The following is a 23722-nucleotide window of genomic DNA, read 5'->3' as shown; positions in this document are numbered from 1 at the left end:
GTCATGGCGCCGATCCTGCGGCGAATCCAAACAGGCGTCGCAACCCGCTGCTGATGCGTCCGCCTGACCGGGCCTCCTTCGCGGCGTCGTCCGCCGGGAGCGGGAGTTCCGCGGCCACCTGCGCCAGGGTTTCCGCGCCGAGGCGGATCAGCTTGATCCGATGCCCGGTATCGCGCTCGACGCGGGTGGCCATCTGCACGGCCAGCATCGAGTGCCCGCCCAGTTCGAAGAAGTTGTCGTCGGGGCCGGCCGCCAGGCCGAGCAACTCGGTCCACACCTGCGACAGGTAGCGCACCCGCGGATCGACGTTCACCGCAACGGCCGCTTCTACTGGCGCGGCAATGCCGGTTTCGCGCGCGGGCGACGGCAGCGCGTTGCGGTCGATCTTGCCGTTCGGCAGCAGCGGCAGTTCGTCCAGCACGACGAAGTGCTGCGGCAGCATGTACGCGGGCAGCAGTTCGCGCAGGTGCACGCGCAACGCGGCCTCATCGATGGAGGCGCCCGGTTGCGCGACGAGGTAGGCGACCAGGCGCTGGTCGTTCGCACGATCCTCGCGCACGATCACCAGCGCTCGCGCGATCTCGGGACGCGTCGCGAGATTGGCTTCGATCTCGCCCAGTTCGATGCGGTAGCCGCGCACCTTCACCTGGTGATCCAGCCGCCCCATGTGCTCGAGGTTGCCGTCCGCGCGCCAGCGGCCGCGGTCGCCGGTGCGGTACAGCAGGGCCGCGCGGCCGGGCTCGGGTGCATACGTGGTGTAGCGATCCGCGACGAAGCGTTCGGACGTGAGTTCCGGCCGGTCGAGATAGCCCTTGGTGACACCGGCGCCGCCGATGCAGATTTCGCCGGGCACGCCGAACGGGCACAGCTCGCCCTGCGCATCGAGCACCCAGATGCTGGTGTTGGCAATGGGCCTGCCGATGTGGATGTCGGGCGCATGTTCGCCGCGCGGCAGGATACGGGCGCAGGTCGACCACACGGTCGTTTCCGTCGGGCCGTAGACGTTCCACAGCGAATCGCAGCGCGACAGCAACGAGGTGGCCAGGTCGGGCGCCATCGGTTCGCCGCCGCACAGTGCCTTGAAGCCGGTGGCGCCGCTCCAGCCGGCCTCGAGCAGCATGCGCCAGCTGGACGGCGTGCCCTGCATTACGGTTGCACGCGTGTCTTCGAGCAGCGCCAGCAAGGCGCGGCCATCACCGGCGGCTTCGCGATCAGCGATCACCACCTGCGCGCCCACCGACAACGGCAGCATCAGCTCAAGCACCGCGATGTCGAATGACAGCGTGGTGATGGCGAGCAGGCGATCGTGCTCGGTCAGTCCCGGTTCGCGCTGCATGCTGGCGAGGAAATTCGCCACCGCGCGATGCGGCACGACCACGCCCTTCGGACGGCCGGTGGAACCGGAGGTATAGATCACGTAGGCCGGGTCTTCCGGCTGCGCCGCGGCGGCATCCGCCGCGACGCGCGTCTTGGGCGCCGCTTCCAGTTGCGCGGCGTGCGCGTCGACCAGCAGCATCGGCCGGCCGCGCAGGTCGAAGCGCGACGCGTACTCGCTCGTGGTCACCAGCATGGCCAGGCCGGCGTCGGCGGCCATGTAGGTCAGCCGGTCCGCGGGAAACTGCGGATCCAGCGGCACGTAACCCGCCCCCGCCTTGAGGATTCCCAGCAGCGCCGCGAGCATGTCGACACCGCGATCCAGCGCAAGCCCGACCAGCGCGCCCCGGCGGACGCCGTGCCCGCGCAATACATGGGCGACACGATTGGCACGCGCGTCCAGTTCGGCATAGCTCAAGGCGAGCGCGCCCGCGCGTACGGCGATGCAATCGGGCACGCGGTCGCAGGTGCGCTCGAAGTGTTCATGCATCCGGCAGGCGTGGTCGTAGGGCGTGTGGGCCGGCTGCAGCGCATCGAGTTCCGCGCGTGCCGTCGCATCGACCAGCGGCAGGCTCGCGAACGCCGCGGCTTCGCGCGTGACGACGGCGCGCAGCAGGGTCTCGTAGCTGCGCAGCCAGCGACGCACGGTGGCTGCATCGAACAGGTCGGTGTTGTACTGGCATTCCAGGCGCAGCTGGCCTTTCACCTGGACCGCATTCACGAACAGCTCGAAGGTCTCGAAGCTGCGCGGATTGCTGTCGAACTCCATCGCCAGCCCGGGGAATGCCGTGCCCTGGTGGTCTAGTGCCTGATCGAGGTTGAACAGCACGCTGACCAGCGGCATGCGCGCGGGATCGCGGCGTATCCGTAGCTGCTTGAGCAGGCTGCCGAAGGTATGGCGCTGGTGTTCCAGGGCGTCGAGCAGCGTGGCCTGTGCCGTGTCGAGCATGACGGTGAACGGCGCCGACGGTTCGATGTCGAAGCGCAACGGCAGCGTATTGACGCAATGCCCGACGAGATCGTCGCTGCCGGCGACCGGCTGGCCCGCCGCCGGAATCCCCACCACCACGTCGCGTTGTCCGGTCAGGCGCGAGAGCAGGCCCGAGAAGCCGGCCAACAGCGTGGCGAACAGGCTGGTGCCGTGCCGCCCGCCCAACCGGCGCAGGGCGGCGAACAGCTCCTCGTCGAGGACGTGGTCCACGCGCGCGGAAGAGAAGCTGCGCAGCGCCGGCCGTGGCCGATCGGTTGGCAGTTCGAGTACCGGCGCCTCGCCGCTGAAGCGCGACAACCAGTACGCGCCGTCCGCCTGATGCGCCGCATCTGCCTGGTGCGCGAGTTCGGCAACCGCGTAGTCGGCGAAGCTCGCCGGAACAGGCAAGGGCTCGGCGCCCGCCGCGGTGTAACCCGCGTACAGCGCCCCGAGTTCGCGGACCACGACCCACCAGGACCAGCCATCGCAGACGATGTGGTGGGCGGAAAGCAGCAACAGGTGGTCGTTCCCGCCCAGCCGGAGCAGTTCGGCGCGGAACATCGGTGCATCGAGCGGGAATGGCGTTTCCACCGATGCGCGCTGGCGTTCGCTGATCGCGCGTTCGCGGCGATTCGCCTCGAGAGCAGCCAGATCCTGGACAGGAAGTGGAAGCTCGAAGCGCTGCAGGATCGCCAGGCTCTGCCCATCCGGCGCCACGCAGGCGCGCAGGGCGTCATGCCGGTCGACCAGCTCCTGCAGCGCACGCCGCAACGCCACGACCTCCAACGCGCCGGTAAAACGCAGCGACACCGAGAGGTTGTAGGCGAGCGACGCCTCGCGGCTCAACTGGTCCGCGAGCCAGATTTCGCGTTGCGACTCGGTGGTCGGCACGACGAGCGCAAGCTCCCCGCCCGCGAAGGGGTCGTAGTCGACCGGCGCGAATGCCAGCGATCCCATCGGTGCTGCGGTATTCATGTGCCCACCTTGAGGAACTTGCCGGTACGGTCGGGATCCGGGACGAACCATGCAGGACTGCCATCGGGTGCGCGGCCCAGGCGCGCCCCCGGCACGATCGGATGGCGCGCGTCCATGACCGTCAGCGCCGCTGCATCGATCACGACCGGACGCGGGGCGCTGTCCATGCGCGACGACGGCGTTGCGCGGCTCGGCAGGAATCCGGCTTCCTGCAATTCCAGCACCGAGGCCTCGAAGGCGTCGACGATCGCGTCGATGTCCGCGGCGTCGTGCGCGGTGGTGAGGAACGACGGGAAGTTCTCGAGGATGTGCACGCCGCGGCTGCGCATCATCCCGAACAGCAGGTCCTGCAACGGATGCTCTTCGAGGAAGACGATCTTCCATATCGAAGCGAAATGCCGCACCGCGATCGGTGCACCCAGGCGGGCGCTGATGCGGTTGAGCGCATCGCACATGGTCGCGACATCGGCGTTGAGGCGCTCCTGCAGCTTGGGCCCTTCCTTGCGCAGGTGCCCGAGCACCGCATGGGCCGCGGCCAGCGCCAACGGGTGGCGGACGAACGTGCCGGCGAAATAGGTAACGCCGACCGTCGGCACGGAATCGTCGCCGAAGCGCCAGTCGCCGCCGTCCAGCGCGTCCATGTACTCACGTTGGCCGGCGATCACGCCGATCGGATAACCGCCGCCGAGGACCTTGCCATAAGTGCACAGGTCGGCGCGGATGCCGAACAGTTCCTGCACCCCGCCCGGGTGCGAACGGAATCCGGTGACGACTTCGTCGAAGATCAGTACCGCACCGGCATCGCGGGTGAGTTGACGCAGCTCGCGCAGGAACTCGACCGGCTGGAAATCGGGGCGCCGGCTCTGCACCGGCTCCACCAGCACCGCGGCGATCTCGTGCGCGCGTTCGCGGATGGCCTGCATGGACCCGGCGGTGCCGTAGTCGAGCACCAGCACGTGCTCGGAGGTGTTGCGCAGGATCCCCGGCGCGGCCGGCACCGCGGTGTGCCGGCTGGTGCCGCGCACGATCACTTCGTCGTTGATGCCGTGGTAGGAGCCGGTGAACAGCACGATCGTCTCGCGTCCCGTGACCGTGCGCGCGATGCGCAGCGCGCCCAGCACCGCTTCCGATCCGGTGTTGCACAGGGCGGCGCGGTCGTGGCCGGTGAATTCGCAGATCTGCCGCGCGACCTCGCCGGCCAAGGGATGTTGCGGCCCGAGTTCGTAGCCGCGATCGAGCTGCTGCTTCACCGCTTCGAGCACGAAGTCCGGTTGCCAACCGAACAGGCTCATGCCGAAGCCGTTGATCGCATCCACGTACTGGTTGCCGTCGACATCCCACAGGTGCGAACCCTTGGAGCGGTCGACGACGATCGGATAGGTGATTTCCTTGGTCAGCGGTCGGAAGCCGTTGACGACGCGCGGATCGGCCAAGTGGCCGCGGTGGGCGCCGGTGTGCGCCTTCGATCCGCCGGTGCGCGCCAGGTAACGCTGCATGTAGGCGTCGAGACGGGCGCGCTGGAACTCGTTCAGCGCATGGCCGTGGCTGTGGTCGATCCGGGCGATGGCGCCGAAGGCTTTCTTGACGTCGTAATGCGTGTGCGCCAATGCCGCTTCTTCGCTGGCGGGGTCCCGGGGCTCCGCCTGCGCCGGCGCCGCTGCGACGCTGGCTTCGCCGGTGGCGCGCTGGACGCCGCGGTCGGGTTCGGCGGGCATCTGCGCATCGAGCATCGCCGCGAGGCTGTCGATGCTGCTGCACTCGCCCATCAGCTGGCGGAAGCTGACTTTCACCGCGAACGCCTTCTGCAACTGCAGCGAGACCTGCGTGAGCATCAGGCTGTCGAGCCCGAGTTCCATGAAGTTTGCCGTGCCGTCCGCGTCGGCAAGGTCGAAGCCCGCGGTTTCCTGGAACACGTCCTTCAGTCGCGCCACCAGGCCGGTGAGGCGATCCGCGCCGGCAGGCACCGGCATCTCGACCGGGGCGGCCGGTTGCTCAGCGTCGATTGCGACGGCCGCCAGGGTCGGATGCGGCACCACGTTCGATGCCACGGCTGCGCCCGCTTCCACCCAGTAGCGTTGCCGCTCGAAGGGATACGTCGGCAGCCGTACCCGCGCACGCGCATGGCGACGGTCGAACATGTCCGGATCCAGCGCGACGCCCCGCGCCCACAGCTGTCCCGCCGCGAGGCGAAGATTCGTCGCTTCGGCCGATGGCGCGTCCGCCAGCGTCGCAATGGCTGCGAGGTGCTGCTTCTGCACGTCGGGATGCTGGCGCGACAACGCCGCTAGCGTGGCGCGCGGGCCGACTTCGAGCAGCACGCGCGCCGGCGTGTCCGCGACGCGCCCGAGCGCGGCGGCGAAGCGGACCGGTTCGCGCAGGTGTGCGGCCCAGTAATCGGGCGACGTGGCCTGCGCGGCGTCGAGCCAATCCCCCGTCGCGGTGGAAACGATGGGAATGCGCGGCGCCGCCAGCGTCAGCGCCGCGACTTCGGCACGGAACGGCGCCACCACCGGCTCCATCATCTGCGAATGGAACGCGTGCGACGTACGCAAGGCGCGGCAGGCGATGCCGTCGGCTTCGAGTTGCGCCTGGAAGCGCGCGATCGCCTCCAGCGCACCGGACACCACGCAGTTGCCCGGCGCGTTCTCGGCCGCCAGCGACAGCTCCGCCGGCAGTCGTGCCAGCAGTTGCTCCAGCGGCATCCGCACCGACAACATGCCGCCCGCGGGTTGCGCCTGCATCAGGGCGCCGCGGCGCGCGACCAGGCGCAGCGCGTCCTTGAGCGCGAGTGTGCCCGCGATGGTGGCGGCGACGAATTCACCGACGCTATGGCCGATCATCGCCGCCGGCATGACGCCATGGCTCATCCAGAACTGCGCCAGCGCGTACTCGATGGCAAAGGTGGCCGGTTGCATGACCGCTGTCGGCAGCATCGCCTCGGGCTCGTCCGCGAACATGCGCTCGCGCAGGTCGAAGTCGACTTCCCCGCGCAGCGCCTCCATGCAGTCGTCGAAGGCGACACGGAACGCGGGCTCGCTTTCATAGAGTTCGCGTCCCATGCCCGGATAGGTCGCGCCCTGCCCCGGGAACAGGAACACCACGTCGCTCTGCCGCGCCGGTCGCGTGCGGGCGATCGCCGCGGCGGTTTCCGCGCTGCGCAGTTGTTCGATCGCGCTGGCGATGCCATCGGCCGCCACGGCGATGCGATGCGCGAACGCCTTGCGTCCGATCGCGAGCGTCCAGGCGACGTCGGCAAGGTTGTCGGTGTTGGTTTCGAGATGATCGGCCAACCGCGTCGCCGCGCGCGCCAGCGCCGCCGGAGTGCGCGCGGAAAGCACCAGCAGTTGCGGGCCCTGGGCCGGTTCGGATGCGGGCAGTGCCGGTGCTTCCTCCAGCACCACGTGCGCGTTGGTGCCGCCCACGCCGAACGAGCTCACGCCGGCACGCCGCGGCTCGTTGCCCGTGGGCCAGTCGCTCAGCGTGGCGTTGACCACGAACGGCGAACCGGCGAAGTCGATGGCGGGATTGGGCCGGGTGAAATGCGCGGTGGCGGGAATGCGGCGCTCGGTCAGCGCCAGTGCGGTCTTGATCACGCCGGTGGCACCCGCGGCGATCACCAGGTGCCCGACGTTGCTCTTCACCGAACCGACGCGGCAGAAGCCCACGTCCTGGGTTCCACGCCGGAACGCGCGCGTCAGGCCCTCGATCTCGATCGGATCGCCGACGGGCGTCGCGGTGCCATGGGTTTCGACGTAGCTGATGCTGCGCGGATCGACCTGCGCACGCGCATGTGCCATCGCGATCACAGCTGCCTGGCCTTCGCTGCTCGGCGCGGTGAAGCTGGCCTTGCCACTACCGTCGTTGTTGACCGCGCCGCCACGGATGACCGCGAACACCTGGTTGCCATCGGCGATCGCATCCGACAACCGCTTCAACAGCACGACCGCACCGCCGTCGCTGAACACCGTGCCGCCGGCCTCCGCGTCGAACGGCCGGGTATGCCCGTCCGGCGACAGCATCGTTCCTTCCTGGTGGAAATAGCCGCTGCGCGGTGGGCACGTCACGGTGATGCCACCGGCCAGCGCCATGTCGCACTGCCCCAGGCGCAGGCTGTCGATCGACTGGCAGATCGCCACCAGCGAGGTCGAGCACGCGGTGTGCACGCTGATCGCGGGCCCGGTGAGATTCAGCTTGTGCGCGACGCGCGTGGCGATGAAATCCTTCTCGTTGTCGAGCATGACGGTGAAGGCGCCGACGCGGTCGACCAGCTCCGGATGCGCGGCGACGTGGCGTTGGAAATAGCTCGCATTGAACATGCCGGCGAAGACGCCGACCGGCCCCGACGCATCCGGCACGTGGCCCGCGCGCTCGAGGCATTCCCAGGAGAGTTCCAGGAAAATCCGCTGCTGCGGATCCATGAGTTCGGCTTCCTTCGGGCCGATGCCGAAGAACGCGGCATCGAACTGCTCCACGCCGTCGATGATGCCGCGGGCGGGAACGTAGGCGGGATCGTTGCGGTCGCGTTCGCTGACACCCGGATCGAGTTCGGCGGGCGCGAAGAACGTGATCGAATCCCGGCCTTCACACAGGTTCTGCCAGAACGCCTCGACGTCGGCGGCACCGGGGAAGCGCCCGGCCATTGCGACGATGGCGATCGGCTCGGACGCCAGCGTTTCGCTGTGACGGTGAGCGGCCGCAAAACGGGTCGGATCGATCGCCGCATCGGCCCGGCCTTCCAGCGATACCGCCAGCGTTGCCGCGGTCGGATTGCGGAACAGCAACGCCGTCGGGATCACGCTGCCCGGATCCCGCGCCTGCGCCACCCGCTGCAGCAGCCGCGTGGCCAGCATCGAATCGCCGCCGAGTTCGAAGAAGTTGTCGTTGCGGCCGACCTCGTCGATCGCCAGCAGTGCGCCGAAGGCATCGCACAGCAGGGTTTCCAGCGGTCCCATTGGTGGTTCGTAGGCCGAAGCGAGCTCCGGCCGCTGCGTGGCCGGTGCCGGCAAGGCGCGGCGGTCGAGCTTGCCGTTCTCGGTCAGCGGCAACGCGTCGAGTTCGACGAATGCGCTGGGGATCATGTAGTCCGGCAAGCTGCCGGCGAGGTGCGCGCGCAGTTCGGCCTGCGACGGTGATGCGCCCACCGGCACCACGTAGGCGACGAGTCGCGCATCGCCATCGCCGAGGTCGGTGCGGGCGATCACCGCGCAGGCGCGCAGGGATTCGTGCCGCGCCAACACGCTTTCGATCTCGCCGGTTTCGATGCGGAAACCGCGGATCTTCACCTGGTGGTCGCTGCGCCCGAGGTATTCGAGGTCGCCGTCTTCCAGCGGACGCGCGAGGTCGCCGGTCTTGTACAGGCGCTCGTTTTCGCCGGCGGGCGACTGCCAGTCGAAGAAGCGTTCGGCGGTGAGCTCGGGGCGATTGAGATAACCGCGCGACACGCCGGCGCCGGCGACGTAGATCTCCCCGACTTCGCCGGTGGCCACCGGGACCAGGTCGGGATCGAGCACGAACAGGCGCAAATCGGGGATTGGTTCCCCGATCACGCTGCCGGCATTGCGGTCGAGTTCGACGAGTCCGATCGGGCGATAGGTGACGTGCACCGTGGTCTCGGTGATGCCGTACATGTTGACCAGGCGCGGGTGTTCATCGCCGTGGCGATCGAACCACGGGCGCAACATCTGCAGTTCCAGCGCTTCGCCGCCGAAGATCACATGGCGCAGGGCCAGGTCGGCAGGTGGCGTGGCAGAGGCAAGGTCGGCATGGATGAGGTTGCGGAACGCCGACGGCGTCTGGTTGAGTACGGTGACGCGCTCACTCCGCAGCAGTGCGTGGAACGCTTCCGGCGAACGGCTGACCAGGTAGGGAACGACCACCACGCGCCCGCCGTAGACCAGCGCGCCCCAGATCTCCCACACCGAGAAATCGAAGGCGTGCGAGTGGAAGAAGGTCCACACGTCGTCCGCGCCGAAGCCGTACCAGTGATGCGTGGATGTGAACAGGCGCGCCACGTTGGCATGGGTCACCTGGCAGCCCTTGGGCTTGCCGGTCGATCCCGAGGTGTAGATCACGTAGGCAAGGTTGTCGGGGGATGCGACGGGTTCGGGATCGTGCGCAGGTTCCGCAGCGAATGCGCTCCAGTCGTCGAGCAGCAACGTCGGCACGTCCGTGGCCGGGAGCGCATCGCGCTGGGTGGACGAGGTCAGCAGCGCCGCGGGGCGCGCATCCTCGAACATGAACTGCACGCGATCGCGCGGATAGGCCAGGTCGACCGGCAGGTAGGCACCGCCCGACTTCAGGATGCCAAGCAGCCCCACGACCATTTCGAGCGAGCGTTCCAGCCCGATCGCGACCAGGGTTTCCGGGCCGACGCCGAGCGCACGCAGGCGATGGGCGAGCTGGTTGGCCCGGCTGTTGAGTTCGCGATAGCTCAGGTGCGTGCCGTCGCACGTCACGGCGATGGCATCCGGTCGCATCGCCGCCTGGTATTCGATGTGTTGCGTAATGCAGGCTTCGTCGGACGGCGGGCGGCGCGATGACGAAATATCGGATAGCTGGTTCATGCCGTTTCCTTCCCCGCGCCTGCACCCCCCAAGGCGTGCTCCGCCTCGTGATGCCCACCGATCGCGCCCTACCGGCATTCACATGAGGCCGAAGGGACATGAAGATCGCCCTGATACCGTCACTAACGTTCTGGGCATGGGCTGGCGGCCATGGCAATCGGCTGCATGGGGGATGCCCTTCCCAGCTCCGGATCGCGCGTTACGATAAGGACAGGGGACGCCATGACATGAAGCCAGACCTGACGCCTGACCTGACGCTGCTCTATTCCGAACTCGGGCTGAGGCCCAACTGCAGCCTTGCAGAGCTGCAGCTCGCCTACCGCCGGCGGATCTCGGAACTGCAGCCCAATCGCAGCGGCGGCGTGCAGTCGCCCGAGTCGGTCGCCATGCTGCGCAACCTGATCTGGCTGTACACCAGCGCTACCCGATTCCATCGACGTTATGGGCGCCTTCCCGGCGCGGCGCCGGGGAGTTTCATGGCGACGCCGGTGCGTTCGCATTACCCCGTCGTGTCGCGCACCCCCGCTGAACGCGCCGCGCCCGCGGCGCCGGACAGCCGCCCGCCGCCACGCATCGCGTTTTGGGTGGCGGTCCTCCTGCTCGTCCTGCTCTTCGTCCTGTTGGCGGTCGCATCAGGCGAGTGGCTCCGTTAGCAGCTTCAGCTTCGTGACCGCCGGCGACAGGTTCCGCCTGTCGTGACACTCCGATGACCGATGCGCGGCAATCGTCCCGTTCTCCTGAACAGGCCCGGTGAAACATGGGCCTCCTATGAACGCGGGGAATGAATTCATGGACATCAGGAAAGTCTCCATCAACCCTTGGGCCGTCACGCTGCCGCTGGCCCTGGTGGCCGCGTTCCTGGCCGTGGTCAGCCTGAGCCTGGCGTCCTACTGGATCCTTTCGCAGCAGGAATACGTCACCGGCTTCGCCTTGCTGAGCCTGGACAAGGAAGAGAGCATTCCGGCGTTGTTCTCCACCTTCCTGCTGTTTGCGGACGCGATCGTGCTGCTGTTCGTCGCCACGCTCGAGCGCGACTCCAGGGACGGGCGCAAGTGGCAGCTGCTGGCGCTGGGGTTCACCGTGATGGCGATGGACGAGAACCTCGCCCTGCATGAGCGCATCATCGAACCGATGCGCCACCTCCTCGGCGGAGGCAAGGGCGGAAGCCACCTGGGCATCTTCTATTTCGCGTGGGTGATCCCGGCGCTGGGGATGATCGCGGTACTGGGCGCGTACTTCCTGCCATTCCTGCTGCGCCTGCCGCGCAGGACCATGTTCGCGCTGATGACGGCGGCGGCTGTCTACCTGGGCGGCGCGGTGGGTGTGGAACTCATCGAGGGCTGGTGGCGGGAAGGCCACGGCTACCGCACGCTCGGATTCCACCTGCTGGTGACGCTGGAGGAAAGCATGGAAATGGCCGGCGCGATCCTGCTGATCCATGCGCTTTTGCGCCATCTCGCGCGCCGTTTCGGCGACGTGCAGCTCCATTTCGAAGGCGCAGCGGCGGAAGAAACGATGTATGCGCCGTCACCGACCGCTCCGTCATCGGTGCAGGCGGCTTCGCCGCACGCCCCATGACACCGGTGCCATGACACCGGCGGCGCTGGCGCCAGCAGGCGTCAGCGCGAACCGCGGTGGAACAGCACCACCTCGACCGTCTGCAGCAGGATCAGCACGTCGAAGACCAGGCCGTGGTTCTTCACGTAGAACAGGTCGAATGTGAGCTTTTCCTCGGCATCCTGCACCGACGCCCCGTACGGATAGCGCAATTGCGCCCAGCCGGTGAGGCCGGGCCGCACGCAGTGACGGACGTTGTAGTAACGCACTTCCTTGCTGAGCATATCGACGAACTGCGGGCGTTCCGGGCGCGGGCCGACGAAGCTCATGTCGCCGCGCAGGATGTTGAACAGCTGCGGGAGTTCGTCCAGTCGCGACAGGCGGATGATGCGGCCAACGCGGGTCGTGCGATCGTCGTTCTGGCTGGCCCAGCGGGCCACGCCGTCCGCTTCGGCATCGACGCGCATGCTGCGGAACTTGATCAGGTGGAACGTGCGTCCGTTCTCGCCGGTGCGTTCCTGCCGGTAGAAGATGGGACCGCGCGATTCCAGCGCGATGCAGGCCGCCACCGCGAGCATGAACGGCCACGCCACCAGCAACAGGGCGCCGGCCGCGACCAGGTCGAAGAAGCGCTTGTTGAGGCGCCTGGGGATGGAATGATCGAAGCCGCCGGAGAACGCCAGCCATGACGGATCGGCCACGTTGAGCTTGACCATCCCCGCTTCACGCTCGAAGAACGTGGACAGGTCGGTGATGGTGATGCCGCGCTGCGCGCACTTCAGCATCTCTTCCATCGGCAGCGCGCCGCGGCGCTCGTCCGGTGCGACCACGATCTCGAACACCTGCAACCACTCCGCGATCTCGGACAACGAGAAGTCGGTATTGAGCAGCAGCTTCTCCGCGACATGCACGGGCTGGCCCGGGATCGGCAGGAACCCGACCACGACGAACGAGCGACGGTCGGCGTTGCGGCGCAGCCGGCTGTTGATCATGTCCGCATGCGACCCCGCACCGAGTACGAGGACACGGCGGCGGAATACGTCCGTCTTGAACAGTCGATCGACGACCAGGCGCAACGCACCGACCAGCACGATCCCGAATGCCAGCGCCATCGCCAGCACGCCGCGACCGATATAGGTCGCCGGGATCAGGTAATACAGCACCAGCAGCGCGACGCCGGCGAAGGCGAACGACAGCACCAGGCGGACACCGAACTCCATGCGGTTGTGCCGCACGTGCACCTGGTAGAGGCCGAAGGCCACCATCGACACGGTGATGAGAGCGGCGAAGACGAACGCCCTCGGCAATGCCGACTCGAAGAACAGCACGAATCCCTCGGGATCCCGCATGAAGCGCAACCAGGCGGCGAGCAGCACGGCCAGCATCAGCAGGCCGAGTTCGGCCAGCCAGAGCAGCAGCAGGGCACGACTTTTACGACTGGCGAGTGCGGTGCTCATGTGTGTCCTCCGCGCAGGATCCCGGCCCCCCAACCCGGATTCACGCGTAAATGGCGGCGTCCGAACGAGCCGGCTTGTCTGGAGCTAACGCGGGAATCGTGCGGCGACGGCCGTTCGGCCTGCCATGTCGACCCGGCAACCGTTGGCGCTAGGTCACTGCAATCGAAGTGAGAGGGCGCAGCACCGCGCTTTCCACCGGCAGTTCGGGAGCGCTCGCAACCGCCGCAACCCAGAGCGGATCGGTGTCCAGCATCCGCACCCGGGTCATGCCGCCGCTGGGCAAGGCGAGCAGTGCGTGGTCGGGCGCGGCAAAGGTCTGCATCTCGCGTTGCAGGCCGATGCCGGCGGCTTTCAGGAAGGCTTCCTTGCGCACCCACAACGCCAGCATCGCTTCGCTGCGCGCCAGGCCTGGCAGGTCCGCCATGCCGGCATGGTCCGCGGGGTGGCATACGCGTTCGGCAATCTCGGGAACCACCGGCGCGCGCGCCGCCAGTTCTACATCCACGCCCACGCGGCCCGAAGCGGCAACCGCCACGGCCACGCAATGATCGGCATGGCTCAGGCTGGTGGCGACGGCATTGCCCGCCAGATACGGGCCGCCCTTGGCATCGCGCCGGATCGGCACGTCGACGGCATCGCACTCCAGCGCCTTGCCCAGCAACAGGCGATGGAGCGAATAACCCAGCGCAAGCTGATGCCGGTCCGAAACGACGCGACGGCTCTGCACGCGCCGCACTTCCGCGGCGTCCAGCATGGTGTAGGCGTCGGCCAGCCAGGGCCACCAGTCGTGCAGGTCGAACAGGGCGACGTGCACGCCTGCCGCGGGTACGGACAGCCAGTCCGGCGCCGGCAGTGCGCTGTCGAACGCTTCGCGCAGCGCCATTCTCGGCAACTGCGGACCCGCTCCCCCACGATTGAGATTGACCTGCAGCATCCGCCTGCCCATGACGCCCGCGGGCGTATCTGTCAGCTCTGTCCAGAAGGGAACGCCGTGCTGCAGGTGGAGCGGTCAGATTCGCGGGCGCATTCGTCAAATCGCCTCAAATAATCCTTCCAACTTATTGAAAATTAGAGTCTTAATTTTTGAGATCGCATTGTTAGTATTATTACTAATATGCACTCGTCCGGCCCCCGCTCCGCTTTTCGAGATCCGCCATGGGCACGGTGACGGCCCTGGCGGGCGCAGCGGCAGGAAGCACACTCGACGGCCTGATCTCGCAGCGGCGTATCTGGCGCGGGCAATCCGCCGCGATCACCGACGGCATCGAACAATCCACCGGCTGGCCCGCGCTCGATGCAGCGTTGCCCGCACGCGGCTGGCCGCATGCCGCATTGAGCGAACTCCTGTTGCCTGCCGACGGCATCGGCGAATTGCAGCTGTTGTGGCCCACGCTCGCACGCCTGAGTGCACCGAAGGACGGCGCGATCGCCCTGGTCGCGCCGCCGTACCTGCCCTATCCGTCCGCGTGGCATGCCGCGGGCGTGCGGCTCGACGCGGTGCAGGTGATCCGGACGAAGACACCGCGCGAGGCGCTGTGGGCGGCCGAGCAATGCCTTCGTTCCGGCGCCTGCGATGCCGTGCTGTGCTGGCCGCAGCAGGCGGACGACCGCGCCCTGCGGCGATTGCAGGTCGCCGCGGAAACCGGCCAGGCATTGGGCTTCGTCATCCGCTCCAGCAAGGCCGCGATGAACCCGTCGCCAGCGGCGCTGCGCATCGCCCTAGAGGCATCGCCTCGGCAATTGCGCATCCTCAAATGCCGGGGCGGCAATCCGCCCGCGCGGGCGATTCCGTTTCCGCAACTGGGGCATCCCGAGCCGCCCGTGCAGGCCTCGATCCTCGAACCGGCCGCGCATGGATCGGCCGCGGTGCCGGGCATCCGCTTGCCTGCCCGGCAGCCCTTCAAGGCACCCCGCCCGGCCAAGGCCTGAGCATGCGCTGGGCCTGCCTGTTCCTGCCGCAACTCGCGATCGACGGCGTACTCCGCCGCCATCCGGATCGCGATGCGCCCCTGGTCCTGCTCGAAGGGCCGGTGCAGCGCCGCGTCGTGCATGCCGTCAACCCGGCCGGGCGAGCACTGGGCCTGCGTCCAGGGATGCCGCTGGCGGCCGCACAGGCGCTCGGTGGCCGCTTCGCCATGGCCGACCACGATCCCACCGCCGCCGAACGCTGGCGCCAGTTGCTGGCCGCGTGGGCCTATCGCTTCAGCTCGCAGGTCAGCACCGACCTGGCGCACGCCGTCGTGCTGGAGGTCGGCCACAGCCTGCAGCTGTTTGGCCCCTGGCCGCGGCTGGAAGCACGGATGCGCGAGGAACTGCAGGCGCTCGGCTTCCGCCACCGACTCGTCGTCGCCCCCAACCCACATGCGGCGCGCGTGCTGGCCAACGTGCACGACGGTCTCGCCGTCGGCGACAGCAGCTGCCTCAATGCATTGGGACAACTGCCGATCGAACGCGCCGGATTGCCGCAGGACGTGGCGCACGCGTTGTCGCGCATGGGGCTGCGCAAGCTGCGGCAGGTCTTCGCCCTGCCCCGCGATACGTTGAACCGGCGTTTCCCGCGCGACGTGTTGCAGCACCTGGACCGGCTGCGCGGCGCGGAGGCGCCCTTGAACTGGTACCAGCCGCCGGATGTGTTCGAAGGCCGCATCGAGTTCGAACACGAAGTCGAATCCAGCCAGGCACTGCTGTTCCCGCTGCGGCGCCTAACCGCGGACCTCGCCGCCTTCCTCGCCGGTCGCGACGGCGGCGTGCAGCGCTTCAGCGTGGTGCTGGAGCACGACGGCATGGTCCATCAACCCGCGAGCAGCGCAATCGAAGTCGGCCTGCTGGCGGCGGAACGCGACGCGGTGATGCTGTTCGAACTTGCGCGCGGCCGCATCGAGCAGGCCGAAGTGCCCGCGCCGGTACGCGGCATGCAGCTGATCGCCCGCGAACTGCCGGCCTTCGTTCCAGCCGCACGCGACCTGTTCGATCCACGGCCGCAGCAGGCGGTGCCGTGGACGCAACTGCGCGAACGCCTGCGTGCCCGACTCGGCGACGACGCCGTGCACAGCATCGGCTGGCTGCCCGAGCATCGCCCCGAGCATGTCGTCGCCGGCACGTCACTGCCGCGCAAGATGGGCGGATTGCCCACTCCGCTCCGCCCCGGCTGGCTGCTGCCGCAGGCCATGCCGTTGCGCGAGCGCGTGCAACGCGTGCTCGCCGGCCCCGAACGGATCGAATCCGGCTGGTGGGACGCCGCCGAGATCCGCCGCGACTATTACCTGATCGAAACCGCATCGGGCCAGCGCGCCTGGGCGTTCCGCATCGCCGGCGAACAGGCCGGCCCCTTCATGCTGCACGGATGGTTCGCATGAAGCCGCTGCCGGCCTACGCGGAACTGCATTGCCTGTCGAACTTCAGCTTCCAACGTGGCGCTTCGGATGCCCGCGAACTGTTCGAACGCGCGAAGCAGCAGGGCTACGCCGCCCTGGCGATCACTGACGAATGCAGCATGGCCGGCATCGTGCGTGCGCTGGAAGCCGCGGAGGCGACCGACCTCAAGCTGGTCGTGGGCAGCGAGCTGCGCATCGAAGGTGGCCCCAGGCTGGTGCTGCTCGCGGAAACGCTCGCCGGTTACCAGCGGCTGTGCCAACTCATCACCCTCGCCCGCCGTCGCACGGACAAGGGTGCGTATCGCGCCCTGCGCGAGGATTTCGACGGCGACAACGACGGGCTACTTGCATTGTGGATTCCCGGCGACCGCCCCGATACGCACGAAGGGGAATGGACGAAGGCCCGCTTCCCGCAACGCACCTGGGTCGCGGTCGAACTGCACCGCGGCCCTGACGATGCCGGACGCCTGCGTTCCCTGCTCGAACTGGCGGAACGCCTGGGCCTGCCCGCGGTCGCCAGCGGCGACGTGCACATGCACGTGCGCGGCCGCCGGATGCTGCAGGACACGATGACCGCCATCCGCCTGCGCACCCCGCTGGCCGAAGCCGGCCACGCCCTGTTTCCGAATGGCGAACGCCACCTGCGCACGCGGCAGGCCTTGTCCGCGATCTATCCGGAGGCATTGCTGGCCGAATCGGTCCGCATCGCCCGGCGCTGCAACTTCGACCTGCGTCGCGACATCCGCTACCAGTACCCGCACGAACTGGTACCGGCCGGGCATACGCCGCGCAGCTGGCTGCGACGCCTGACCGCGGACGGCATCCGTGCGCGCTGGAAGAAAAACCGTTCCGGCCGGAAGGAAAGAAGCGAGGCCATCCGCCTGATCCGCAAGGAGCTGCGGATCATCAGCAGGAAGCGCTACGAATCCTTCTTCCTCACCGTGCACGACATCGTCCGCTTCGCACGCAGCCAGTCGATCCTCTGCCAGGGCCGCGGCTCGGCCGCCAATTCGGCCGTCTGCTACGCGTTGGGCATCACCGAACTGCAGCCCGGCAGCGGCGAGACGCAATTGCTGTTCGAGCGCTTCGTGTCCGAAGAGCGCGACGAACCGCCCGACATCGACGTCGACTTCGAGCACGAACGGCGCGAGGAAGTCATGCAGTACGTCTTCAACCGCTACGGCCGCGAGCGCGCCGCGCTGACCGCCGTCGCCATCCGCTACCGCGGCCGCAGCGCCGTACGCGACGTGGCCAAGGCGCTCGGGCTGCCCTCGGACCAGGTCGAGGAGCTGGCGAAGACGATGGACCGCTGGGGCGAGGAGTTGCCGCCGGAGGATTTCCTGCGCGAACACGGCTTCGACCCGGAATCGCCCGTGATGCGGCGCGTCCTCGCGATCACCGGGCAGTTGCTCGGCTTCCCGCGCCACCTGTCGCAGCACCCGGGCGGTTTCGTGATCTCCGAACGGCCGCTGTCGACGATCGGGCCGGTCGAGAACGCGGCGATGGACAATCGCACCGTGCTGCAATGGGACAAGGACGACCTCGACGTGCTCGGCCTGCTCAAGGTCGACTGCCTCGCGCTGGGCATGCTCACCTGCATCCGCAAGACCTTCGACCTGCTGCGCGACAGCGGGCGCCGCGACCTCGACCTGGACCGCATCCCGCACGAGGACCAGGAAACCTACGCGATGATCCAGGCGGCCGACACCGTCGGCGTATTCCAGATCGAATCGCGCGCGCAGATGGCGATGCTGCCGCGGTTGAAGCCGGCGAAGTTCTACGACCTGGTGATCCAGGTGGCCATCGTGCGGCCGGGGCCGATCCAGGGCGACATGGTCCATCCCTACCTGCGGCGACGCAACGGCGAGGAACCGGTCACCTACCCTTCCGAGCAGCTGCGCCACATCTTCGAGCGCACGCTCGGCGTGCCGCTGTTCCAGGAACAGGTCATGCAGCTGGCCGTCGACGCAGCGGATTACACCCCGGGCGAAGCCGACCAGTTGCGTCGTTCGATGGCCGCCTGGAAGCGTTACGGCGACATGCACGGCCACCGCACGAAGATCATCGGCGGCATGCTGAAGAACGGTTACGCGCTGGAATTCGCCGAGCGCATCTTCGAACAGATCAAGGGCTTCGGCAGCTACGGCTTCCCCGAGTCGCACGCCGCCAGCTTCGCCCTGCTCGCCTACGCCAGCAGTTGGCTGAAGCAGCACGAACCGGCGGCGTTCGCGGCCGCGCTGATCAATTCGCAACCGATGGGCTTCTACTCACCAAGCCAGATCGTGCAGGACGCGCGACGCCACGGCATCGCAGTGCGCCCCGTCGACGTGCGTTACAGCAACTGGGACTGCACCTTGGAGCTCCAGTCATCCAGGGTCGATGCACAACCGGCCATGCGACTTGGATTGCGCATGGTCAACGGCTTCCGCGAGGACGCGGCCCTGCGCATCGAAGCCGCGCGCGCCCGGCAAGCGTTCCGCGACGTGACCGACCTGTGCCTGCGTGCGGACCTCGACCAGCGCCTGCGCGGCGTCCTCGCCGATGCGGCGGCGTTGCGCGGACTGGCGGGGCATCGCCACAAGGCGCGTTGGGCCGCTGCTGGTGTGGAAGCGCAGATGCCGCTGCTCGATCCGCTCGGCGCGATCGCCGAACCCGCCATTTTCCTGCCGTTGCCGAGCGCCGCCGACGACGTGCATGCCGACTACGCGATGACGGGCCTCACCCTGGGTCGACATCCCTTGAGTCTGCTGCGCGCGCAACTGCGTGCACGACGCTTCAAGCGGTCTTCCGAGCTGCGCGATATGAAGCACGGCCAGCGCGTCAGCTTCGCCGGTCTGGTCACCATGCGCCAGCGGCCGCAGACCGCGAGTGGCGTCACCTTCATCACGCTCGAGGACGAAGACGGCCTGGTCAATGCAGTGGTCTGGCAACACGTCGCCGAACGGCAACGCCGCGAATTCCTCGAGTCCAGGCTGATGGCCATAGATGGCCGCATCGAGCACGCCGATGGCGTGCGGCACCTGATCGCTGCGCGCCTGCACGACCTCACTTCATTGCTGTCCGGGTTGAGCACGAGTTCGCGCGACTTCCACTAGCGCGCGTCGCGCCGCATGAAACACGTTTCCGGAGCGCAAAAAGAAACAGGGCCCGGTTTCCCGAGCCCTGTTTCCTGAAGAGTGGCGTCCCCACGGGGATTCGAACCCCGGTCGCTACCGTGAAAGGGTAATGTCCTAGGCCTCTAGACGATGGGGACGCTGTGAAACTTTTGCCTCAGCGAGATGTTCTTCGTTGAAAGCCGGCCTGTTTTGCAACTTGTTTTCGACGCGCCTTCCGAATTATTCCTCGGAAGTTGGTGGAGCCAGCCGGGATCGAACCGGCGACCTCCTGCATGCCATGCAGGCGCTCTCCCAGCTGAGCTATGGCCCCACGGCGCTGGAAAGACCGCTATCTTAGGGAGCTGATTCAGGAGCGTCAAGCCACCTTTTCGATTTTTTTTACTTCCGCGTCTTCGCGGAGGTGCAGCGTGGCGACGCCGTGGCCACTTTCGGCCAGATACTGCAGCCACTTCCCGAGGAAAGTGTTCATCCGCAGGCGATGACCGATGACTTCGGCCGGCGGCGGAAACATGCCGATCACGTCCTGCCAACGGCGGCCGACGTAGCAATGCGTGGCTTCCACCTGGCGGGCGTCGTGGTAGACGCGCAGATACGCCGACGGATCCGGCTCGCCCGTCACCGGATCGATCATGTTGTAGGTCAGGCGCAATTCCGTGGTGTAGCGGTGCTGTTCCATCACATCCAGCAGCAACGGCAGGCCATCGCCGATGTCGGATTGGTAGCGTCCCGGCGCCAGGTCGGCCGGTTCGAACAGCCGCTGCAGGCGGGCATGGTTTTCCGCGTACAGGCCCATCAGCCAGCCGAACTTTCCGAGCTTCAGGCGGCCCAGCGGATCGGTGTGCGCGGTGCGGTTAACGAGCTGCTGCATGGGGCCGATGCTACACGCGGAACCTGCGCCGCGCAGCGTTGACGCGCCCGATGAACGCGCCTATGTTCACGGTTCTTCCCCGCGGAAAAGCAGCTGCCCGGCAGCCGGAATTCCGCTAGAACATCTCGCGGTGGATGCCCAGGGTCGTGAGCACCTTGCTGGCGATTTCCTCGATCGAGGTATGCGTGGTGCTGAGGATCGGAATCCCCTCCCCGCGGAACATCATCTCCGCCGCCGCGACTTCCCGCTTGCAGGTCTCGAACTGCGCGTAGCGCGAATTCGGCCGACGCTCCTGGCGGATCTGCTGGAGCCGCACGGGATCGATGGTCAGCCCGAACAGCTTGCTGCGATACGGACGCAGGCGCTGCGGCAGGCGGTCGTGCTCGAGGTCTTCCTCGGTGAGCGGATAGTTCGCCGCGCGGATGCCGTAATGCAGGGCGAGATACACGCAGGTCGGCGTCTTCCCGGCGCGCGACACGGCCACCAGGATCACGTCGGCCCCGGCGTAGTCGGTCGCGGCGCCGTCGTCGTGGGTCAACGCGAAATTCATCGCATTGATGCGGCGGTGGTAGGTATCGAAGTTGACCAGTCCGTGCGCCTGGCCGATCCGCCGTTCGCGCGCCTCGCCCAATTCGCGCTCCAGCGGCTCGATGAACGGTGCGAACACGTCCAGCATCAGCGCCCCGCTTTCCGCCAGTGCCGTGCTGACCGCGCCGTCGACGCAGGAATTGACCACCACCGGCCGGACGCCGTGCTGCTCGCCGGAGGCTCGGATCTTCGCCGCGACTTCCGCGGCCCGCTCGATGCTGTCGACGAAGGAATAGCGGTCGGTGACGAAGCGGGTCTGGGTGAACTGCGTGAGCAGGCTGTGGCCGATCGTCTCGGCGGTGATGCCGGTGCCGTCGGAAACGTAGAAAACGGGCCGGATTCCGGGCATCGCCTACCTCGCAAGGTGCCGCAGTGACGGGGAAAACCACCGGAACCGCGTTTGTGCTGGGCCCGATGCAGCGGCGATAATAGCGGTTTCGCCATCCAGGCCGCCGCCGGCCCCTCCCCCACTTCGGAGCCCCGTCTTGAACGAGAACATCCTCTGGCTGCACGCGCTGCGCCTGTCCGACCTGGCCCGCGTGGGCGGCAAGAACTCCTCGCTCGGCGAGATGATCGGCAACCTGGCGAACCTGGGCGTCTCGGTCCCGGGCGGTTTCGCGACCACGGCGGAAGCCTTCAAGGACTTCATCGCCCACAACAACCTGCACCAGCGCATCTACGACAAGCTGGCGACGCTGGACGTCGAGGACGTCCCCGCCCTCACCGCGGCCGGCAAGGAAATCCGCGGCTGGGTGATCGATGCACCGCTGCAGGCCGACCTGGATGCCGATATCCGCAAGGCCTACAAGCAGCTGTGCGACGAGAACGGTGGCAGCGATGTTGCCGTCGCCGTCCGCTCCTCGGCGACCGCCGAGGACCTGCCCGATGCGAGCTTCGCCGGCCAGCAGGAGACCTTCCTCAACGTCACCGGCGCCGACGATGTCGTGCACAAGGTCAAGGAAGTCTTCGCCTCGCTCTACAATGACCGCGCCATCGCGTACCGCGTGCACCACGGCTTCAAGCACGAGGACGTGTTCCTCTCGGCCGGCGTGCAGCTGATGGTGCGCTCGAACGTCGGCTCCTCCGGCGTGCTGTTCACCCTCGACACCGAATCCGGCTTCCGCGACGTCGTCTTCATCACCTCCAGCTACGGCCTGGGCGAGATGGTCGTGCAGGGCGCGGTGAACCCGGACGAGTTCTACGTCTACAAGCCCACGCTGCAGCAGGGCAAGCCGGCGATCCTGCGTCGCTCCATCGGCGCCAAGCAGCTGCGCATGGTCTATTCGGACCAGCCGGGCGAACGCGTGCGCACCGAGGAAACCCCGGCCGACCTGCGCAACACCTTCTCGATCAACGACGCCGACGTGCACGAGCTCGCCAAGCAGGCGCTGGTCATCGAAAAGCACTACGGCCGCCCGATGGACATCGAGTGGGCGAAGGACGGCGTCAGCGGCAAGCTCTTCATCGTGCAGGCGCGCCCGGAAACGGTGAAGTCGCGCGCCCATGCCACGCAGATCGAGCGCTATGCGCTGCTTCAGCGTGGCGATGTCATCGCCGAAGGCCGCGCCATCGGCAACAAGATCGGCAGCGGCATCGCCCGCGTCGTGCGTTCGCTCGACGACATGAGCCGCGTGCAGCCGGGCGACGTGCTCGTCGCCGACATGACCGACCCGGACTGGGAACCGGTGATGAAGCGCTCCGCCGCCATCGTCACCAACCGCGGCGGCCGCACCTGCCACGCCGCGATCATCGCGCGTGAACTGGGCGTGCCGGCGGTGGTCGGTACCGGTAACGCGCTCGACACCATCCAGGACGGCCAGGAAGTCACCATTTCCTGCGCCGAGGGCGACACCGGCTACATCTATGCCGGCGCCCTGCCCTTCGAGCGCAACGTCGCCGACCTCGACAAGATGCCGGAAGCGCCGCTCAAGGTGATGATGAACGTCGCCAACCCCGAGCGCGCCTTCGACTTCGCCATGCTGCCCAACGCGGGCATCGGCCTGGCGCGCCTGGAAATGATCATCGCCAGCCACATCGGCGTGCATCCCAAGGCGTTGCTGGAATACGCCACGCAGGACGCGGAAACGAAGAAGAAGATCGACGCCAAGATCGTCGGCTACGGCGGTCCGGTCGACTTCTACGTCGACCGCCTGGCCGAAGGCATCGCGACCATCACTGCATCGGTCGCGCCGAATCCGGTGATCGTGCGCCTGTCCGACTTCAAGTCGAACGAATACGCCAACCTGGTCGGCGGCTCGCGCTACGAGCCGCACGAAGAGAACCCGATGATCGGCTTCCGCGGCGCCAGCCGCTACGTCGATCCGAGCTTCGCCGATGCCTTCGCGCTCGAATGCCGCGCAGTGAAGAAGGTGCGCGAAACGATGGGCCTGACCAATTGCTGGGTCATGATCCCGTTCGTGCGCACCCTGGAGGAAGGTCGCAAGGTCGTCGAAGTGCTGAAGGCCAATGGCCTGGAACAAGGCAGCCGTACTGGTGAAAGCGAGGGCCTGAAGATCATCATGATGTGCGAGGTGCCGTCCAACGCCCTGCTGGCGGAGGAATTCCTCGACATCTTCGACGGCTTCTCGATCGGTTCGAACGACCTGACCCAGCTCACGCTGGGCCTGGACCGCGACTCGGCGATCGTTGCCAACCTCTTCGACGAGCGCAATCCGGCGGTGAAGAAGATGCTGTCGATGGCCATCCAGGCCGCGCGCGCCAAGGGCAAGTACGTCGGCATCTGCGGCCAGGGCCCGAGCGACCATCCGGACCTCGCCGAGTGGCTGATGCAGGAAGGCATCGAGTCCGTATCGCTGAACCCCGACACCGTCGTTGACACCTGGCTGCGCCTCGCCAAGGCGAAGGCCAAGGCCGGCTGAG

General features: G+C 67.6%; 11 protein-coding genes, 2 tRNA genes and 1 pseudogene. 6 read left to right on the top strand and 8 right to left on the bottom strand.

Going from position 1 to position 23722, the window contains the following annotated elements; genetic code table 11:
• Position 1 precedes the first annotated feature (1 nt).
• Positions 2-3319 (bottom strand): non-ribosomal peptide synthetase, encoded by a 3318-nt coding sequence (locus H8B22_RS14695; RefSeq protein WP_187712124.1) that lies wholly within the window; start codon positions 3317-3319, stop codon positions 2-4.
• Positions 3316-9882, bottom strand: a complete 6567-nt coding sequence (locus tag H8B22_RS14690; RefSeq protein ID WP_187712123.1) for a polyketide synthase — start codon at positions 9880-9882, stop codon at positions 3316-3318. The genes H8B22_RS14695 and H8B22_RS14690 overlap by 4 nt, the downstream gene beginning before the upstream one ends.
• A 227-nt stretch (positions 9883-10109) precedes the next feature.
• Between H8B22_RS14690 and H8B22_RS14685 the strand changes: the two genes are divergently transcribed.
• Together H8B22_RS14685 and H8B22_RS14680 are read left to right on the top strand one after the other, a co-directional pair.
• Positions 10110-10535 carry a hypothetical protein gene (locus H8B22_RS14685; protein ID WP_187712122.1) on the top strand — a complete coding sequence of 142 codons (426 nt, stop codon included), beginning with the start codon at positions 10110-10112 and terminating at the stop codon, positions 10533-10535.
• A 136-nt stretch (positions 10536-10671) separates the two neighbouring features.
• Entirely contained in the window at positions 10672-11460 is a 789-nt protein-coding gene (locus tag H8B22_RS14680) for a hypothetical protein (protein ID WP_187712121.1), read from the top strand.
• Positions 11461-11501: 41 nt separating this feature from the next.
• On the opposite strand, the gene H8B22_RS14675 is transcribed toward H8B22_RS14680, so the two are convergent.
• Positions 11502-12896 carry a TIGR03013 family XrtA/PEP-CTERM system glycosyltransferase gene (locus H8B22_RS14675; RefSeq protein WP_187712120.1) on the bottom strand — a complete coding sequence of 465 codons (1395 nt, stop codon included), beginning with the start codon at positions 12894-12896 and terminating at the stop codon, positions 11502-11504.
• Positions 12897-13044: 148 nt separating this feature from the next.
• The gene (locus tag H8B22_RS14670) at positions 13045-13779 is read right to left on the bottom strand and encodes a 4'-phosphopantetheinyl transferase family protein (RefSeq protein WP_187712119.1); all 735 of its coding nucleotides are present in this window, start codon (positions 13777-13779) and stop codon (positions 13045-13047) included.
• Between the two features lie 272 nt (positions 13780-14051).
• On the opposite strand from H8B22_RS14670, the pseudogene imuA reads away from it, so the two are divergent.
• The 3 genes and pseudogenes from imuA to H8B22_RS14655 form a co-directional block, all read left to right on the top strand.
• Positions 14052-14687 (top strand): annotated as a pseudogene (gene imuA / locus H8B22_RS14665) (translesion DNA synthesis-associated protein ImuA); the annotation flags it as partial.
• Positions 14688-14827: 140 nt separating this feature from the next.
• Entirely contained in the window at positions 14828-16252 is a 1425-nt protein-coding gene (locus H8B22_RS14660; protein ID WP_187712117.1) for a Y-family DNA polymerase, read from the top strand.
• On the top strand, positions 16249-19365 hold the full coding sequence (locus H8B22_RS14655; protein ID WP_284690669.1) for an error-prone DNA polymerase: 3117 nt from the start codon (positions 16249-16251) through the stop codon (positions 19363-19365). The genes H8B22_RS14660 and H8B22_RS14655 overlap by 4 nt, the downstream gene beginning before the upstream one ends.
• Before the next feature lie 82 nt (positions 19366-19447).
• Here H8B22_RS14655 and H8B22_RS14650 read toward each other — a convergent pair.
• From H8B22_RS14650 to ppsR, 4 genes are all read right to left on the bottom strand, one after another.
• Positions 19448-19523 (bottom strand) — tRNA-Glu (locus H8B22_RS14650).
• A gap of 97 nt (positions 19524-19620) precedes the next feature.
• A tRNA-Ala gene (locus tag H8B22_RS14645) sits at positions 19621-19696 on the bottom strand.
• Positions 19697-19741: 45 nt separating this feature from the next.
• Positions 19742-20254 carry a DUF1249 domain-containing protein gene (locus H8B22_RS14640; RefSeq protein WP_187712115.1) on the bottom strand — a complete coding sequence of 171 codons (513 nt, stop codon included), beginning with the start codon at positions 20252-20254 and terminating at the stop codon, positions 19742-19744.
• A 115-nt stretch (positions 20255-20369) separates the two neighbouring features.
• Positions 20370-21191 (bottom strand): posphoenolpyruvate synthetase regulatory kinase/phosphorylase PpsR, encoded by an 822-nt coding sequence (gene ppsR, locus H8B22_RS14635; RefSeq protein WP_187712114.1) that lies wholly within the window; start codon positions 21189-21191, stop codon positions 20370-20372.
• Positions 21192-21327: 136 nt separating this feature from the next.
• Here ppsR and ppsA point away from each other — a divergent pair, with 136 nt between their 5' ends.
• Complete coding sequence (gene ppsA, locus H8B22_RS14630) at positions 21328-23721, top strand: phosphoenolpyruvate synthase (RefSeq protein WP_187712113.1); 2394 nt, start codon at positions 21328-21330, stop codon at positions 23719-23721.
• The last annotated feature ends 1 nt before the right edge of the window (position 23722 follow it).

Source organism: Lysobacter terrestris (genome assembly GCF_014489475.1).
Classification (GTDB): Bacteria; Pseudomonadota; Gammaproteobacteria; order Xanthomonadales; family Xanthomonadaceae; genus Agrilutibacter; species Agrilutibacter terrestris.
This window is presented reverse-complemented; position numbering and strand designations above follow the sequence as displayed.

What these genes read in the sequence shown, in the direction of transcription:
- H8B22_RS14695 (WP_187712124.1), bottom strand. Translation starts at nt 3,319, where the DNA reads ATGAATACCGCAGCACCGATGGGATCGCTGGCATTCGCGCCGGTCGAC.
- H8B22_RS14690 (WP_187712123.1), bottom strand. Translation starts at nt 9,882, where the DNA reads ATGAACCAGCTATCCGATATTTCGTCATCGCGCCGCCCGCCGTCCGAC.
- H8B22_RS14685 (WP_187712122.1), top strand. Translation starts at nt 10,110, where the DNA reads ATGAAGCCAGACCTGACGCCTGACCTGACGCTGCTCTATTCCGAACTC.
- H8B22_RS14680 (WP_187712121.1), top strand. Translation starts at nt 10,672, where the DNA reads ATGGACATCAGGAAAGTCTCCATCAACCCTTGGGCCGTCACGCTGCCG.
- H8B22_RS14675 (WP_187712120.1), bottom strand. Translation starts at nt 12,896, where the DNA reads ATGAGCACCGCACTCGCCAGTCGTAAAAGTCGTGCCCTGCTGCTGCTC.
- H8B22_RS14670 (WP_187712119.1), bottom strand. Translation starts at nt 13,779, where the DNA reads ATGGCGCTGCGCGAAGCGTTCGACAGCGCACTGCCGGCGCCGGACTGG.
- H8B22_RS14660 (WP_187712117.1), top strand. Translation starts at nt 14,828, where the DNA reads ATGCGCTGGGCCTGCCTGTTCCTGCCGCAACTCGCGATCGACGGCGTA.
- H8B22_RS14655 (WP_284690669.1), top strand. Translation starts at nt 16,249, where the DNA reads ATGAAGCCGCTGCCGGCCTACGCGGAACTGCATTGCCTGTCGAACTTC.
- H8B22_RS14640 (WP_187712115.1), bottom strand. Translation starts at nt 20,254, where the DNA reads ATGCAGCAGCTCGTTAACCGCACCGCGCACACCGATCCGCTGGGCCGC.
- ppsR (WP_187712114.1), bottom strand. Translation starts at nt 21,191, where the DNA reads ATGCCCGGAATCCGGCCCGTTTTCTACGTTTCCGACGGCACCGGCATC.